This window comes from Microbacterium sp. LWH3-1.2 (genome assembly GCF_040675855.1).
GTDB lineage: Bacteria > Actinomycetota > Actinomycetes > Actinomycetales > Microbacteriaceae > Microbacterium.
This window is the reverse complement of the sequence record NZ_JBEGIK010000001.1, coordinates 781,814-798,958: the sequence shown is the minus strand read 5'-3', so window position 1 is coordinate 798,958 and position 17,145 is coordinate 781,814. Positions and strand designations below refer to the sequence as shown.

At 68.1% G+C, this 17,145-nt stretch carries 13 protein-coding genes and 1 pseudogene; 11 read left to right on the top strand and 3 right to left on the bottom strand.

The window, feature by feature from the left end:
* The first annotated feature begins 26 nt into the window (after positions 1-26).
* From rpsF to rplI, 4 genes are all read left to right on the top strand, one after another.
* Positions 27-395 (top strand): 30S ribosomal protein S6, encoded by a 369-nt coding sequence (rpsF, locus tag MRBLWH3_RS03810; RefSeq protein ID WP_116195173.1) that lies wholly within the window; start codon positions 27-29, stop codon positions 393-395.
* 5 nt (positions 396-400) lie between these two features.
* Complete coding sequence (locus MRBLWH3_RS03805) at positions 401-928, top strand: single-stranded DNA-binding protein (RefSeq protein ID WP_363428859.1); 528 nt, start codon at positions 401-403, stop codon at positions 926-928.
* 74 nt (positions 929-1,002) lie between these two features.
* Positions 1,003-1,257: a 30S ribosomal protein S18 gene (gene rpsR, locus MRBLWH3_RS03800; protein WP_045301896.1), complete on the top strand. Its 255-nt coding sequence runs from the start codon at positions 1,003-1,005 to the stop codon at positions 1,255-1,257.
* Between the two features lie 11 nt (positions 1,258-1,268).
* On the top strand, positions 1,269-1,721 hold the full coding sequence (gene rplI / locus MRBLWH3_RS03795; protein ID WP_341995492.1) for a 50S ribosomal protein L9: 453 nt from the start codon (positions 1,269-1,271) through the stop codon (positions 1,719-1,721).
* A gap of 140 nt (positions 1,722-1,861) precedes the next feature.
* Here the strand turns inward: rplI and MRBLWH3_RS03790 are convergent.
* The 3 genes and pseudogenes from MRBLWH3_RS03790 to MRBLWH3_RS03780 form a co-directional block, all read right to left on the bottom strand.
* Positions 1,862-2,077, bottom strand: a pseudogene (locus MRBLWH3_RS03790) (GNAT family N-acetyltransferase); the annotation flags it as partial.
* 222 nt (positions 2,078-2,299) lie between these two features.
* On the bottom strand, positions 2,300-3,757 hold the full coding sequence (locus MRBLWH3_RS03785) for a hypothetical protein (protein WP_363428857.1): 1,458 nt from the start codon (positions 3,755-3,757) through the stop codon (positions 2,300-2,302).
* A gap of 117 nt (positions 3,758-3,874) precedes the next feature.
* A complete protein-coding gene (locus MRBLWH3_RS03780; protein WP_363428855.1) occupies positions 3,875-4,858 on the bottom strand; it encodes a hypothetical protein in 984 nt (327 codons plus the stop codon).
* Positions 4,859-5,466: 608 nt separating this feature from the next.
* Here MRBLWH3_RS03780 and dnaB point away from each other — a divergent pair.
* The 7 genes from dnaB (at position 5,467) to MRBLWH3_RS03745 (ending at position 17,054) form a co-directional block, all read left to right on the top strand.
* Positions 5,467-6,840 (top strand): replicative DNA helicase, encoded by a 1,374-nt coding sequence (dnaB, locus tag MRBLWH3_RS03775; RefSeq protein ID WP_363428854.1) that lies wholly within the window; start codon positions 5,467-5,469, stop codon positions 6,838-6,840.
* Positions 6,841-6,970: 130 nt separating this feature from the next.
* Positions 6,971-8,023: a LacI family DNA-binding transcriptional regulator gene (locus MRBLWH3_RS03770; protein ID WP_363428852.1), complete on the top strand. Its 1,053-nt coding sequence runs from the start codon at positions 6,971-6,973 to the stop codon at positions 8,021-8,023.
* A gap of 332 nt (positions 8,024-8,355) precedes the next feature.
* The gene (locus MRBLWH3_RS03765; protein ID WP_363428850.1) at positions 8,356-10,551 is read left to right on the top strand and encodes an alpha-galactosidase; all 2,196 of its coding nucleotides are present in this window, start codon (positions 8,356-8,358) and stop codon (positions 10,549-10,551) included.
* Positions 10,548-11,450 (top strand): carbohydrate ABC transporter permease, encoded by a 903-nt coding sequence (locus tag MRBLWH3_RS03760; protein WP_363428848.1) that lies wholly within the window; start codon positions 10,548-10,550, stop codon positions 11,448-11,450. The genes MRBLWH3_RS03765 and MRBLWH3_RS03760 overlap by 4 nt, the downstream gene beginning before the upstream one ends.
* 10 nt (positions 11,451-11,460) lie before the next feature.
* Positions 11,461-12,411, top strand: a complete 951-nt coding sequence (locus MRBLWH3_RS03755) for a carbohydrate ABC transporter permease (protein WP_363428846.1) — start codon at positions 11,461-11,463, stop codon at positions 12,409-12,411.
* 66 nt (positions 12,412-12,477) lie between these two features.
* Positions 12,478-13,845 (top strand): ABC transporter substrate-binding protein, encoded by a 1,368-nt coding sequence (locus MRBLWH3_RS03750; protein WP_363428844.1) that lies wholly within the window; start codon positions 12,478-12,480, stop codon positions 13,843-13,845.
* A 32-nt stretch (positions 13,846-13,877) separates the two neighbouring features.
* A complete protein-coding gene (locus tag MRBLWH3_RS03745) occupies positions 13,878-17,054 on the top strand; it encodes a hypothetical protein (protein WP_363428843.1) in 3,177 nt (1,058 codons plus the stop codon).
* Positions 17,055-17,145: the final 91 nt, after the last annotated feature.

Sequence of the window (17,145 nt, the reverse complement as noted above, 5' to 3'; positions counted from 1 at the left end):
CGTTCTAGTCCGAAGGAGGTGGGTTAGTGACGCACCAGTACGAACTCATGGTCATCCTGAACCCCGAGATCGACGAGCGCCAGGTCGGCGCCAACCTCGACAAGTTCCTGAAGGTCATCACGACCGACGGCGGCACCATCGAGAACATCGACATCTGGGGCAAGCGTCGTCTTGCTTACGAGATCCAGAAGAAGACCGAGGGCATCTACGCCGTCGTCAACTTCACCGCGACGGCTGAGACCACGCAGGAACTCGACCGCCAGCTGAACCTGAGCGAGCAGATCATGCGCACCAAGGTCCTCCGCGCCGAGGAAGCGATCGCCATGATCGCCTCGGAGAAGCAGCGTGCCGACGAGCGCGCCGCCCGCAAGACCGCCAAGGCTGCGAAGGCGTAAGGACGATGGCCGGCGAGACGATCATCACCGTCGTGGGCAACCTCACGGCTGATCCCGAGCTGCGGTACACGCAGAACGGCCTCCCCGTCGCGAACTTCACGATCGCGTCGACGCCTCGCAACTTCGACCGTCAGGCGAACGAGTGGAAAGACGGCGAAGCGCTGTTCCTCCGTGCGAGCGTGTGGCGCGAGTTCGCCGAGCACGTGGCCGGCTCGCTGACCAAGGGCATGCGGGTCATCGCGACCGGCCGCCTCAAGCAGCGCAGCTACCAGGACCGCGAAGGCAACAACCGCACCGCGATCGAGCTCGAGGTCGACGAGATCGGCCCGTCGCTGCGCTACGCGACCGCGCAGGTCACCCGCGCCGCGGGCGGCTCCGGTGGCGGTGGCGGCAGCTTCGGCGGTGGTGGCGGTCAGTCGCGTCCGCAGGTTGCCGACGAGCCGTGGTCGACTCCCGGTTCGCAGAACGCGGGCGGTGCCGGCGGCGACGCATGGGCAGCCCCTGGCGCCTACGGCGACGACACCCCGTTCTGATCGGTCAGATCTCACAACAAGTTCCGGACGCCTCGTGACGAGGCATCCGATCAAGAAAACGTAAAGGAAACACCATGGCTGGAAAGGCAACCGGCGACCGCCGGAAGCCGCGGAAGGGCGCGAAGAACGCGGCCCCCGCGAAGGCGATCCGTGTCGGTCTCATCGACTACAAGGACGTCGCGACGCTTCGCAAGTTCATCTCGGAGCGCGGGAAGATCCGCGCCCGTCGTATCACCGGTGTCTCGGTGCAGGAGCAGCGTCTGATCGCCAAGGCGATCAAGAACGCGCGCGAAATGGCGCTCCTGCCTTACGCCGGCGCTGGCCGCTAAGGAGTACCCACATGGCAAAGCTCATTCTCACGAACGAGGTCGCCGGGCTCGGTAGCGCCGGTGACGTGGTCGAGGTCAAGAACGGGTTCGCCCGCAACTACCTCATCCCCCAGGGCTTCGCGGTCGCATGGACCCGCGGTGGCGAGAAGCAGGTGGCATCCATCCGTGCCGCTCGCGAGGCGCGCGCGATCCACGACCACGAAGAGGCTGTGGCGCTCAAGAACTCCCTCGAGACCAACAAGGTCCGCCTCGCCGTCAAGGCCGGCGCCGAGGGTCGCCTGTTCGGTGCGGTCAAGACCGTCGACGTGGCGGAGGCCGTCAAGGCCGCCGGGCTCGGCGAGCTCGACAAGCGCAAGATCCACATCACCTCCCCGATCAAGTCGGTGGGCGAGCACGAGGCGACCGTTCGCCTCCGCGACGACCTCACCGCCGTGATCACCCTGCAGGTGGTCGCCGCCAAGTAATACCTGGCGCACGAACGGATGCCGCGAACCCCCAACGGGTTCGCGGCATCCGTCGTCTGCGAGGTCAGAAGGTCCGGTTCGCGCCGGCCGCGACCGGGCAGGACCACGCCGCCGAGGCTCGGCGCAGCGGTCTCGGCGGCCATCAGGCCCGAGATCGCCTCGCCGTCCGCCAGGCAGTCGGCGAAGCGGTGCTCGATCATGCCGCGGAGGATGCCGCGGCGCCGGTGCCCCGGATGCACGCCGACCCAGGTGAGCCAGCCGCTCGAGACCTCGGCTCCGGGGGACGGGATAGGCGCACGGGAGCGCAACGCGCGGGCACGACGAGGCGGATGCCGCGAGCCCCCGGGTCGCGGCATCCGCTCGTGGCATCTCCGGGCGCGGCGACCCGATCCGGGCAGTGCCCGGACACCGCACGCCGGAGATGGTGGGGAACCCCCGATCGCGGCATGCGGTCCAGGCAAGGCCGGTGCCGCGATCGGAGGCGTTCAGGGCGGGAGGGCCGCTGGGGTCGGCCCTCCCGCGTGCTCACGCGGGTCGATGTGTGGAGCACCCGGGGAACGCCGGGGTGCCCCGCCGACTCACGCGGAGCGCCGCCGCGACGCGCGTGCGATGGCGCCCGCTGCGAACAGCGAGAGCCCGAGCAGCAGGAACGGCATCACACCCGTCCCTCCCGTCGCGGCGAGCTGAGTGGCGGTGCCGGCCGAAGCCGCCGACCCGGTCGTCGCGACCGCCGAGGGAGTCGGTGCGTCGGTGCCGGTGCCACCGGGCGTGCCGTTGTCCCCCGGGGTGGTGGGGTCCGTGGGGTCGGTCGGGTCCGTGGGGTCCGTCGGGTCGGTCGGGTCGGTCGGGCCGGACGGCACCGCGTTCCCCGTGGTGCTGTCGCCGATCACCGAGATCGCATTGCCGCCGAGGGTGATGGGCAGCGAGATCGGCGCGAGGATCTGCGTCCCGCCGAGGATCGAGCCCGAGCCGACCGTGCTCCCGACGGTCCCGCCCGTGCCGGATCCCGGCGAAGCGACGACACCGGCCGATCCGCTGTCACCGACGCCCGAGATCGCGTTGCCGACCACCGTGACGGGCACAGCGATCGGTGCGAGCACCTGGGTACCGCCGAGGACCGAGTCCCCGCCGTGGGTCCAGGCGTCGTCGCCGGCGGACCCGGTCGCGGGAGCCGTGGCGGCGCCGTCGCTCGAGCTGTCGCCGATCACGGAGACGGCGTTGCCGACCGCGGTGATCGGGGCGGCGACGGGGGCGAGCACCTGGGTGCCGCCGAGGACCGAGTCCCCGCCGTCCGTCGTGCCCGTCGTGCCGCCGATCGTCGAGCCGGCCGCGGGAGCGGTGGTGTCAGCGTCCGTGGACGCACTGTCTCCGATGACGGAGATCGCGCTGCCCGAGACGGTGACCGGCGCGGTGACGGGCGCGAGCACCTGGGTGCCGCCGAGGAGCGAGTCCTCGCCGCCCGTCCAGGCGTCGGCCGCCGGGGAGGAGCCCGTGCCCGCGGGTGCGGTGGTCGCGCCCTCGCTCGAGCTGTCGCCGACGACCGAGATCGCGTTGTTCGACACGGTCACCGGTGCGGCGGCCGAGACGACCCCCTGCGTGCCGGAGAGCAGGCCGTCCTGACCCGATGTCTCAGCGCCAGGAGCCGGGGCGGGTGCCGGTGCGGCGGTCGCAGCATCCGTCGACGAACTGTCGCCGACGACCGCGACGGAGTTGCCGCTGACCGTGATCGGGACGTTCACCGATACGAGAGCCTGCGAGCCCGAGCCGACGCCGCCGGCGCCCGACGTGGACGCGGCCGGAGCCGGTGCCGGAGCGGCGGCGGCCGTGGTCGGGCCGCTCGACGAGGAGTCGCCGAGGACGGAGAGCGACGTCCCGCTGGCCGTGACCGGGACGGTGACGTCGATGACGGCCTGGCTGCCCGAGAGCAGCCCGTCGTCACCGGTGGTCTCGGCCGCGTTGGCGACCGTCGCGCCGAGCAGAGTGATGCCGCCGGCCAAGAGCGTGCCCCAGAGGGCGCGCTTGTAGAAAGTGCGCATGATGTTCCCCTTTATGGATTGATCGGTTCTCAGCGCGGGAAGGAGTCGCGCTGTTCAGCGCGAACGCGCTGATGCTCTGCCGCCCGAGCTCGGGTGAGCTGGGTGGCGGCGAGCCGATCAGTCGGGGGAGACGTCGGTGGATCCGGCGGGCGCCGGCGGGGCGTGCTCGTCCTCCGGCCCGCGGCGCCGCACCCAGGCACGGTGCGCGGCGAGCGGAAGGAGGGCAGCGAGCGCCCAGGCGCCGGGACCCGCACCACCGGGTCCCGCGGAAGAGATCGACAGGCAGAGTGCGCCTGCAGAACCGAGGAGCCCGCCAGCGACGAGCGCGGCGGACGAGACGACGAGGGCGGCACGCGTGGCCGCTTCGGAGAAGGATGCTGCGGCCCAGGGGCCGAACCCACGCGCGGTCGTCGAGAAGAGCGTGGCGGCAGCATCCGTCCGCGCTGCGAGAAGGGCGATCGCGGTCGGCGCCGACGCATCGGCGGAGCTGCCCGGAAGGTCGGGACGCTGCGGGATCCCCGGAAGAGCGGGGATGCCCGGGCCTGTTGCCGGCGGCTGACCGATGGTCGCGCCCGTCTCGTCGACAGCTCCGACGAGCCCGCCGAGCGTGTCGTCGACGGTGCCGCCGAGGTCGGTCACGGCGTCATCGAGGCCGGTGCCCGAGACGATCCCGCCGACGACCGGCACCTCGGTGACGATGTCGACGACCGGCGCAGCGATGTGGCTCACGACACCGCCCGAGGCGACCTCAGTGACCGGCCGGGTCACCGTCGTGACGACGGTGCCGACGGTCTGCACGACCTGGCTCACCGGCTGCTGCACGGGAGCGGGAGTCGCGGCGACGACTGTGTTCACGGCGCCGCCGGCGCCGGTCGTGACGGTCGAGACCGTACCGGTGACGGTCGATGCGGTCGCGTCGACCATCGAGGTCACCACCCCGAGGGCACCCCCGAGCGCTCCTGAGTCGTCTGCTTCTTCGGCGTGCGCCTGTCCGAGACCGAGGCCGAGGATCAGCGAGACGACGATCCAGGCGAACGCGGTACCGACCCCGATGAGGGTCAGCCGCACGATCCTCGGCAGCTGCGAGGTTGCGATCTCCACGTTCACCTCCCACGACGAAAGAGCCGCACGTTCCGGACGGATCGTGCGTGAGGGTGCCTGGAGTTGAGAGGCTACTCCCTCCCGTTTCGCTCTGTCCAGACCTCTTTGGACGGTGAGTTCCTTTGTCTCGGCCCGGCGAGCGCCCGGCGAGGCGGGCGACGCGCAATTGTGCACAGGACGGGGCCCGCATCCAAACCTTCAACCCTGACTTCAACCACATCTCTCTCCACAGCCTGTGAAAAACGCAAGGCCTGGCCAGGCCGATTTTCGTCGACGTAACCCCCAGAAATGGGGCGAGTTCTCCACAGGGGTTGTTCACAGGCGTGACGGCGTTTCTCCCCGACTCTCCACAAAGTTATCCACAGGGTGTGTTGCGACTGTCGGAGCCCATCCTTAGCGTGGGGTGCGGCCCATTCGGGCGGCGCGCCCCGGTGCTGGGTCCGGTGACGCGACGGCGGCCGGAATCGAACGACGAAAGCAAGTGGGGGGTGGGATGCCGAGGCATCCCTCTCTTCGCCCGTGCCCGGGCGCGCCGACTCGGCGAGCCGTCCCGATGCCGCCGACAGAGCTCGGATGATGTGAACAACGGTAGGGAGGACGCGCAGCCTATGTCGATCGCCGACATCTCTGAAGAGCGCTTGGGGGGCCCTCGCGACTTCGAGCGCACTCCCCCGCACGACCTGCTCGCCGAACAGAGCGCCCTGGGTGGAATGCTGCTGTCCAAGGACGCCGTCGCCGACGTCATCGAGACGCTGCGGGGAACGGACTTCTATGTGCCCAAGCACGAGCTGATCTTCGAGGCGATCCTCACCCTCTACTCGCACGGCGAGCCGACGGACGTCGTCGCCGTCACCGACGAACTCATCAAGACGGGCGAGCTGCAGCGCGCCGGCGGCGCCGACTACCTGCACACGCTCACCTCGATCGTGCCGACGGCCGCGAACGCCGGCTACTACGCCTCGATCGTGTCGGAGCGCGCGCTGCTGCGCCGCCTCGTCGACGCCGGCACCCGCATCGTGCAGATGGGTTACTCCGGTCAGGGTGAGGCGCTCGACCTCGTCAACAACGCGCAGGCGGAGATCTACTCGGTCACCGGTGCGGAGCAGGCCGAGGACTACGTGCCGCTCACGATCGCGGTCGACGCCGCGGTGGAAGAGATCGAAGCTGCGCGCGGTCGCGACGGCCAGATGACCGGCATCCCGACCGGCTTCTCGGGTCTCGACTCGCTGACCAACGGCCTGCATCCCGGTCAGATGATCATCATCGCCGCGCGACCCGCGATGGGTAAGTCGACGCTCGCTCTCGACTTCGCGCGATCCGCGGCGATCAAGGCGAACATGCCGACGATCTTCTTCTCGCTCGAGATGGGCCGCAGCGAGATCGCGATGCGTCTGCTCAGTGCCGAGGGCGCGATCCCCCTGCAGTCGATGCGGAAGGGCACACTCGACTCGCGCGACTGGACCACCGTCGCCGCGACCCGCGGCCGCATCAACGACGCGCCGCTGTACATCGACGACAGCCCCAACATGACGCTCGTCGAGATCCGTGCGAAGTGCCGCCGCCTCAAGCAGCGGGCCGGCCTCAAGCTCGTCGTCATCGACTATCTGCAGCTCATGACCTCGGGCAAGCGCGTCGAGTCGCGTCAGCAGGAGGTCTCGGAGTTCTCACGTGCGCTCAAGCTGCTCGCGAAGGAGCTCGGCGTTCCGGTCATCGCGCTGTCGCAGCTGAACCGCGGTGCCGAGCAGCGCGCCGACAAGAAGCCGGCGCTGAGCGATCTGCGTGAGTCGGGCTCGATCGAGCAGGACGCCGACATGGTGGTGCTCCTGCACCGCGAGGCCGCCTACGAGAAGGACTCCCCGCGCGCAGGCGAGGCCGACCTCATCGTCGCCAAGCATCGCAACGGGCCCACCGACACGATCACGGTCGCATTCCAGGGCCACTTCTCCCGCTTCACCGACATGGCCCCGGGCGACTTCGGGTAATAAGAGTTGCACTGGTCATCCTCGGTGGTCCCGGGCTGGTCTTGAGCGCGACGGCAGTCGGGATCGATGTCGCAGGGAGTGCCTTGCACACCTTGACCGTCGTTGGTCAGGATCGCGGTACTCTTCCAGGATGGTCATCGGTACGGGAGGGTCCGGAGGGGGCTCGGCGTTGCCAGTGCTGTCCGATGTCGCCGATCTTGCTGGCGTGAGCGTTTCGACGGTCTCTCGGGTGCTCACCGGAAGGACGCCGGTCAGCATCGCTCTGCGCGCGCGCGTCTTGGATGCCGTCGCCGAACTCGGCTACCGGCCCAACGCAGCCGCGCAAGCGTTGGTGAGTGGCCGCCGTTCCACTGTGGCGGTGCTCGCACGCAACACCTTTCGATTCGGCTACGCAGCGACCCTCCACGGGATCGAGGAGGCAGCGCGCGCAGCGGGCATGGTGGTGAACATCGCGGTGGTCGAGACCGACAGCCCTGCGGAGATCAGCCGCACGGTCGACCTCGTGATGGGACAGCCGCTCGTCGGAGCGATCGTCATCGAGTTCGACTCGGTGGGGGTGAGCACCGTGGAGGCGTTCCCAGAGTCGTTGCCCGTGGTGGCTGCGGCGGGTGCGCGCCGCCGACGAGGCAGTCGCCCCCACGCCTTTCTCGACGACGCGGAAGGCGGGCGCCTCGCTACCGAGTACCTCCTGTCTCTGGGGCATCGCACGGTGCATCATCTGGCCATCCCGAGCACCCGCGTGCGCAGCGGTCGCACGCAGGGCTGGCGGAAGGCGCTTCAGGATGCCGGCGCACCGGTGCCCGAGATCACACAGGCGGGATACTCGCCGACGTCGGGCTATGACGCCGCGCAGGCGCTGCTCGATCGACCGGACGTCACCGCGATCCTGTGCGGTAACGACGAGATCGCCATCGGCGCGGCACGCGCTCTCCAGGAGCGGGGGATCCGCGTTCCGGAAGACGTCAGCCTCGTCGGATTCGACGATCAGCCGTTCGCTCAGATGTGGGTTCCCGCTTTGACGACGGTGGCGCAGGACTTCGCCGACCTGGGTCGCCGCACGTTCGGATTGCTTGATCGGTGGGTGCGCACGGGCGAGCGGCCCGATGATTCCGCGGCCGCCCCCACGCTCGTCATCCGCGACAGCGCGGCGCCCCCTCGCGCGAGGAGACTGCTGAACGAGTGAGGGTGGGCGCGGACCGACAGCCACGGATCGCGGTCTCGCGGCCTGTTCAGGTCACCACTCGAAGTGCGACACGGGGGTTACTCCGCCCGCTCTGGTCATCTGCGACGAGTCGGGTCCGGTGTCCGGGGACGCCAGCGCACGTGCGGGTTCCGGCGGGGGTCAGGTCAGCGCCTGGCTCAGGATCGTGGAGTCCGCCGCCGCCGCTGCTTCCGTGATCGCGCGCCCTTCGACACACGATTTCTGACCAACGTTTGCAGATTGTCAGATTCCCGGCTATGGTTTGACCAACGTTTGCAGAGTCCGCGCCGTTGCGGGGAGAGCTTGGTTTTCGGGTGAGAACAACACTGGTCGACGTCGACGGTCGTCAGGGCAGCACCGCGCATCACGTAGGTCGCGTGCGCCTCGCTGCATCGGGGGTGGCCCTGATCATCGAGGTGCCCGAGGATGCTCTTCCCACCGTCGTGCACTGGGGAGCCGACCCCGGCCCGCTGAGCGGCGAGGACCTGTCGGCTGCCACGAGGTCGACCCGGCCGCCCTTCGCCTCCAACGGCGTCGATGCCCCGCTTCCCGTCGCCCTTCTTCCCGAGGGATGGACCGGGTGGACCGGCACTCCCGGGATCTCCGGCCACCGCCGGGGAGCCGACTGGTCGCCGCGCTTCCAACCCACGTCCGTGATCGTCGAAACGAGGGAGGACGTGCCCGGTGGTCACCTCGAGATCCACGCGGCCGACGCGCTCACCTGCCTCAAGCTGTCGGTGCGCATCGAGATGCTTCCGTCCGGTCTCGTGCGGCTGCGGGCCACTCTCGAGAACACCGGTGCCACCCCGTACATGCTCGATGCGTTACAGCTCGCCCTTCCTGTTCCCACCCGCGCCGATGAGGTGCTGGACCTCGCGGGCCGCTGGTCGAAGGAACGGGTGCCGCAGCGCCGAGCGTTCACCGTCGGTGCGCATACGAGGGAGGGACGACATGGACGAACCGGTGCCGACGCGGCGACGCTGCTGATCGCAGCCGAGGCGGGGGTCGACTTCGACCGCGGCGACGCATGGGGCATGCATGTCGCCTTCAGCGGCAACCACCGCAGCATCGCCGAGCGGGCTTTCACGGGCGAGCGGCTGCTCTACGGCGGCGAGCTGCTGCTGCCCGGCGAGGTGGAGCTCGAACCGAGTGAGTCCTACGAGAGCCCGTGGGTGTACGGCGCGTATGGCCACGGCCTGGACGAGGTGGCCGTCCGGTTCCACGACTACCTTCGCGCACGCCCCGCGCATCCCCGCACGGCCCGACCCGTCGTGATGAACGTGTGGGAGGCGCTGTACTTCGAGCACGATCTTGCCCGTGTCGTCCCACTGGTCGAACTGGCCTCGCGCGTGGGTGTCGAGCGCTTCGTCCTCGACGACGGCTGGTTCGGATCCCGGCGTGACGATCGCAGCGGCCTCGGCGACTGGACGATCGCCGAGGAGATCTGGGGTGATGGACGCTTCGAGCGACTCGTCTCGGCTGTGAAAGACCACGGGATGGAGTTCGGTCTGTGGTTCGAACCCGAGATGGTCAATCTCGACTCCGACATCGCACGTGCCCATCCCGAATGGCTGCTGCAGGTGCCGGGACGCCTCCCCGTCGAGGCGCGGCACCAACAGGTCCTCGATCTCGCCCATCCCGAGGCATTCGAGCACATCCGCAGCAGCATCGTGGCGCTGGTGCAGCGATACGACATCGACTTCATCAAGTGGGACCACAATCGCGATCTCGTCGACGCGGGATCCACCCGCACGGGCCGTGCCGGCGTGCATGCGCAGACCATGGCGGCGTACCGGCTCCTCGACGAGATCAGACTCGCATGCCCGGGGTTGGAGATCGAATCGTGCTCGTCGGGCGGTGCACGTGTGGATCTCGGCATCCTCGAACGCACCGACCGGGTCTGGGCGTCGGACTGCATCGACCCGCATGAACGTCAGCAGATCCAGCGGTGGACGGCGCAACTGCTTCCGCCGGAGCTCGTCGGCAGTCACATCGGCGCCGAACGTGCGCACACGACCGGACGCAAGAACGATCTGAGCTTCCGCGCAGCGACCGCACTGTTCGGCAGTCTCGGCGTGGAGTGGGACCTGTCGAGCGCCTCCGCCGCCGAACTCGATGAGCTGAGCTCGTGGATCGCCTTCTACAAGCAGACCCGGCAACTTGTGCACACCGGCCGCGTCGTTCGCCGTTCGCTCGAGGGCGGTGACGTATGGATGACCGCGGCCATCGCCCCGGACCAGTCGGAGGCTCTCTACCAGGTGGTCTTGCGTGAGCGGCATGTGACCTGGCCACTCGGTGCTGTGCGCCTGCCGGGACTGCGCCCCACCGCGCGCTACCGCGTGCGCCCGGCGGGTCCAGACGCCGAGTCGCAGATCGACCCCCGCATCCACCCCGGTTGGTGGGGCGAGGGCCTCATCGCCACCGGCGCGATGCTCGGCGAGATCGGGGTGCAGATCCCGGCGCTGGCCGTCGACCACGCCGTGCACCTCCGCGTGGAGGAACTGTCATGACCCGGACCTCGACATCCCGACTCGCACGCCGCCCCCGGTCGGACCTGCGTGCGGCCCTCGTGTTCATCGCGCCGGCCGCGCTGGGCCTCCTCGCGTTCTACTTCGTTCCCGCGCTGCGGGGGCTCTGGTTCAGCTTCACCGATCAGAACCTCATCGGCTCGGGTGAGTTCATCGGCGCCGACAACTATGTGCGGATGGTCTCCGATCCGCTGTTCTGGAACTCGCTGGCCGTGACCGTCCAGTACGTTGCGATCAACATCGGCGTCCAGACGGTGCTCGCGTTGCTGCTGGCCGTCCTGCTCCACCGACTGACGCGCTCCGTCACCATCCGGGGCCTCATCCTGCTGCCCTACCTCGTGGCCAACGTGGTGGTCGCGCTGGTGTGGTTCTGGATGGCCGACTATTCCACGGGCATCATCAACGTCGCCCTCGATGCCTTCGGCCTCGACCGCGTCGCCTTCTTCGGTGACCCCGCCACGGCCATTCCGACCATCGCCCTGATCAACGTCTGGCGCTTCGTGGGATACACGGCGCTGCTTCTGTTCGCGGGACTGCAGGTGATACCGGGCCAGTACTACGAGGCGGCGTCGCTGGACGGAGCTTCGGAGTGGCGGATGTTCTGGACGATCACGATGCCCCTGCTGCGTCCGGTGCTGGCGCTGGTGATGGTGATCACCGTGGTCGGCAGCTTCCAGATCTTCGACACGGTCGCGGTGACGACCGAAGGCGGGCCCGTCAACGCCAGCCGCGTCATCTACTACTACATCTACCAACAGGCCTTCGAACGATTCGACCTCGGCTATGCCAGTGCCCTGTCCGTGTTCCTCGTCGTGATCCTGTCGATCATCGCCTACGCCCAACTCAAGATCATGCGGTCCAACCGCTCGGACCTGGCCTGAGGAGCAGCAGATGACTCTCATTTCGCACCGGGCACCCGTCGCCGCGCCGGCTCCGTCGGCCGCCGCACCGAACCGTCGGCGCCCACGCCGCATCCGGTGGGGGCGGATCGTCGCGTGGGCGATCCTCGGCATCGTGCTGCTGATCACCCTCTTCCCCTTCTACTGGATGCTGCGTACCGCACTGTCCAACAACAACGCTCTCTACCTCGAGCCCGGCAGCCTCCTCCCGGTCGACCCGACCCTGGGCGGCTTCCGTCGCGTGCTCGGTCTCGCCACACCCGAGGATGCAGCGGCCGAGGGTGGAACGACGGGGTCGATCGACTTCTGGCTGTACCTGCGCAACTCCGTGATCGTGTCCACGGTGATCACGGCGGGACAAGTGCTGTTCTCCTCCATGGCGGCCTATGCATTCGCGCGGCTGACCTGGAAGGGGCGCGACGTCGTGTTCTTCCTCTTCCTGACCGCGATGATGATTCCGCCGATCTTCGTCCAGTTGCCGAACTTCATCCTGATCCGCGACCTCGGCCTGCTGAACACGCTCGCGGGCATCATCCTGCCGTTCTTCTTCATGACGCCGTTCGCGATCTTCTTCATGCGTCAGTTCTTCCTGGGCATTCCTCGCGAGATCGAGGAGGCGGCGATGATCGACGGCGCCGGGCACGCGCGGATGTTCTTCCGCGTCATCCTGCCCATGTCGGCGACGCCCGTCGTGACGCTCTCACTGCTCACCTACATCACCGCGTGGGGCGAGTACTTCTGGCCGCTGCTGGTGGGGCGCGGGGAGGACTCGCGCGTGCTCACCGTCGCCCTCGGCATCTTCCGTGCTCAGACACCCCAGACCGGTCCCGACTGGGCCGGACTCATGGCGGGAACTCTCATCGCAGCTCTGCCCGTCCTCATCCTCTTCTTGATCTTCGGACGAAGGTTCATCGACAACCTCGGCTACTCCGGAATCAAGTAGGCGCGCGCCGCCGTGGCGCACAGCACCCGTACACCCGCACCACTCACACCGAAGGATCGAACTGCAATGTCGCACTCCACTCCCACCACCCGGCGTATCGTCGCCGCCCTCGCCGCGGCTTCCGTCCCGGCCCTCCTGCTCTCGTCCTGTTCGGGACAAGGAGGGGACTCCGGGGCCACGGAACCGGAGGCCATCACCTACTGGCTCTGGGACTCCAACCAACAACCCGCCTACCAGCAGTGCGCCGATGACTTCGAGGCCGAGTCCGGCATCACCGTCAAGATCGAGCAGTTCGGCTGGGCGGACTACTGGCAGGGACTCACCACGGGCTTCGCCTCGGGCACCGCGCCGGACGTCTTCGCCGATCACTTGTCGTACTACCCGGAGTTCGTCTCCCAGGGCCAGCTTCTCGACATCTCCGACCGTGTCGAGGAGGACGGCATCGATCTCTCGATCTATCAGGACGGGCTCGCAGAGCTGTGGGTCGACCAGGAGGGTGGTCGGTACGGCCTCCCCAAGGACTTCGACACCGTCGCGACCTTCTACAACGAGAAGATGGTCGAGGAAGCCGGGATCACACCGGAACAGCTGTCCGAGCTGGCTTGGAGCCCCGATGGCTCCGGCACCTTCGACGAGGTGGTCGCGGCGCTCACCGTCGACGCGAACGGCGTGCGCGGCAACGAGGACGGGTTCGATCCTCGCAACGTCGCGGTGTACGGTCTCGCGCTGAGCGGAAACGGCTTGAACGCGTCGGGCCAGCAGACGTGGGCACCCTACGCGCTCGGCAACGACTGGTACTTCGGCGACAAGACGCCCTGGACCACCGAGTGGAACTTCGACGACCCGAAGTTCGTCGAGACCATCGAGTGGTACAAGAGCCTCCAGGAGCGCGGCTTCATGCCGTCGGTGGACATCGCTCTGTCCGAGGCCGACCCGCTCAACGGCTACCTCGCCGGTCGCTACGCCCTGGTCACCGATGGCAGCTGGATGAACGGGTCCTACCTCGGCCAGTCCGACGTCCCCACGAAGGTCGTGCCGACGCCGGTCGGTCCGAGCGGGCAGCGCGCCAGCGTCTTCAACGGCCTCTCGGATGCGATCTGGGCCGGCAGCGAGCACCCGGACCAGGCGTGGGAGTGGGTGAAGTACCTGGGATCGGCCGCATGTCAGGACGTCGTCGCCGAGAACGCGGTCGTCTTCCCCGCCATCAAGACGTCCACGGAGCTGGCCACTGCGGCGTTCGCCGAAAAGGGGTGGGATGTCTCGGGCTTCACCGTGCAGGTCGATGACGGCACGACAGCCCTTCTGCCGATCGCCGACCACTGGTCCGAGATCAACGACACCGTGACGGCTGCGGTCGAGTCGTTCCTGCAGGGCAGTGCCGACAGCAGCGTCTTCAAGACCGCGAACGACAGCGTCAACGCGCTGTTCCAGTGACGAACTCACCGATCCCCGAAGGAGTGGAACCAATGTCAACCCAACTCACCAGACGCGCAGGTGGAATCCTGCTGACCACCGCCGTGGTGGCCGCAGGCGTCCTCGCCGTCGCGACACCGGCGGTGGCCGCGAGCGAATCCGTCACTGTCGATTTCAGCGACTCGACCGGTGCCGTACACGGTGGAGCGACGGGCTATCTGTACGGTCTCGGCGATCCCGGCGTGCCGACGACGTCCGTCGTCGCCGGCGCGGGGGTCCGCCACGTCACTCAGATGCCTGAAGGCGGACTCCAGCATCCCAACGGCGGCGCTCTCACCAATGCGCCCGACTTCTTCTCGTCAGGAGGCGAGGAGATCTACATCAACATCCAGGACGACTACGCCCAGTGGCCCTATGCGGGAAACACGTATCCCGGCCAGGCGGAGTACCTGACGCACGTCGAGAAGGTCGTGCAGAAGGTCGCCGACGTCACGGATCCGGAAGACTACGAGCGGTACATCTTCACGCCGTTCAATGAGCCCGACTGGATCTGGTACGCCGACTGGGCGACGCGGAAGGAGCAGTTCTTCTCCGACTGGTCGGCCGCGTACGACCTCATTCAGGAGATCATGCCGGGCGTGCGCGTCGCGGCGATGGGCGATTCGTACTGGCACGCCGACCGCACACGCGATTTCCTCGCGTACGCGAAGGAGCACAACCAGGTGCCGGACGTGTGGACGTGGCACGAGCTGTCCGACTCGTCCTTGCAGTACTTCTCGTACAACCTCTCCACCTTCCGATCCATCGAGGACCAGCTCGGCATCGAAGACCTGCCGGTGAACATCACCGAGTACGCTCTGCGACGTGATACCGGGGTGCCCGGTCGCATGATCCAGTGGATGTCGATGTTCGAGCGGGCCAAGGTCGACGCCCAGGTCGCGTACTGGTCGCAGTCGGGCAACCTCGACGATCACGTGGCGCAGGTCAACGGCGGAAACGGTGCCTGGTGGCTCGTCAAGTGGTACGCCGACCTCACCGGGGAGACAGTGCGGCTCACCCCGCCCGTGGCGAACCGCCCCGGAACGGTGCAGGGCATCGCCGCGATCGACGAGTCCAGGAAGACGGCGACGGTGCTGTTCGGCGGCGGTCAGGTCGATGCGCAGCTGAGCTTCACGGGCCTGGACGCGTCGACCTTCGGCGGACAGGTCGACGTGCAGGTGCAGCGCACGCAGTTCAGCGGCCAGGAGGGGTTCGCCGAGCAGCCGCCGGTCATCCTCTCCACGCGGATCTCCCTCGACGGGTCCGGTGGCGGAAGCGTCACCGTGCCCAATGGAGACCCCATGGACGCCTATCGGGTGATCATCACTCCCGCTGTCGAGTCGGCGCCGGTCGTGGATGCCGCGTGGCAGACCCGCGTCGAAGCGGAGGCGACCACGCTCGCCGGGGGAGCGACCGTCACGAGTCTGGCGACCAACGCCCAGGCGACGTCGGGTTTCAAGGACGTGCGCGGGTTCTCCAACGCCGCTGCATCGTCGACGTGGACTGTCGATGTTCCGCGTGATGGCAGGTACCTGCTCGGCATCCAGTACGGGACCAGCGAGAAGGCCGACGGTACGAACATGAAGTCCGGTCGTCACGCGCTGTTCGTCGATGACGCCTTCGAGGATCTCGTGCAGTACACCTCGACGCTCAGCGTCACGTACAAGGGCCGTGTCGAAGTACCGGTGACCCTGACGGCCGGCACGCACACCCTGTCGCTGCGGGCGAGCCAGAACGGCACGGCCGCGCTTCCGGGCAGCAACGTCGCACTCGACCGTCTCGACCTCACCGAGGCCACGGCCGCGGAGAAGTCCACCTACCCGGCGACGCTCGCCCGCCTGTCGGGCGATGCCACTGTGTCGTGGGGTGCGGGGTCGTTCGGCGGCGGCGCGACCCTCGGTAGCGACGGCCAGGCGGCCTTCTACTTGGGTGCAGCCGAAGACGGGTACTACGACCTCACGGTCGAGTACGAGACGACGGATGCCGGCGACCTCGCGGTCGAGCTCAACGATCGCGAACTCAGCGGCATCGGTGCCGAGACGGCCGGCACCTGGAAGACCACGGCGACGGTCCACGTCGCGCAGGGGATCCAGGAGCTGACCGTCGCGGGAGCGGGAGTGAAGGTCCGCGGCGTCACGCTGGAGCGCAATGCAGAGGCCGACTCGCGCGTGGTCACCATCCAGGCGGAAGACCCGTCGGTGACGCGTTCAACGGGCACGACCGTCGAGACCCCGGCAGCTACCTACGGGTCGAACGCGCAGGGGCAGTACGTGGGGTGGCTCACGGCCGGCCGCACGCTGACCATCCCGCGCCCGTCCGGCACCGATGCGGGCCAGTACAACCTCCTGGTCCACTTCGGCAACGCCACACGGAACACCACGCACCCGTACAACACCGACGGCATCAGCCGGCGCGCGACCGTCACCGAGGTCGGGGGTGAGAACAGCGCGACGGGGTACTTCCGGTACAACTACAGCTACTTCAACTTCTGGTGGCAGAACGTCCCGCTCGACCTCACGACCGACGACGGCGCGCTGGTCGTGGGTAACCCCACGGGGGATGCGCCGAACATGGACGCGTTCCAGCTGGCGCCTCTGATGGCGTCACTGGTCACCGAGCGGGTCGACCCCGATACGGTCAAGCCGGTCGCCACGCTGGTGACACCGACGACGGCAGGTCCCTTCCGAGCGCTGGAACTGCGGGTGGATGCCACCGACGACCGTGGCCTGCAACGCGTCGTGGCAAACATCTATAAGGACGGCAAGCTGGTCAAGAGCACGCAGACCGCGGCAGACGGCGAGCGCACGGCCACCCACTCGGCGACCGTCACCCTGCCGGACGGCGCATACACGATCAAGTACAACGCCTCTGACCTCGCGGGCAATGTCGCGAAGACCGGAACGTTCGACGTCACGATCGATGCGACCCCGCCGACGGCGACGATCAAGGAGGGGACGTCTTACACGGTCAAAACCGGTGAGACCTACGATCTGATCTCGTTCAAGCTCCACGATGCGGGCAAGATCGACAAGGTCGAACTCAACGGCAAGACGAAGGACCTGACCGACAACGTGTGGTCGGACATCAACTTCATCGCGCCGCCCAGGTTCGGTGCCGTGCAGGGGGTGAACACGCTCGTCGTGTTCGACGTCGCGGGCAACACCCAGACGTACACCTTCACGCTCAACTAGGTCTCACCGCGCGAAGAACGCCCGGCCCGCCCCCGCGCAGGCCGGGCGTTCTTCGGCCCCATGCGGACGTCGTCGGTCACCTCTCGCACCG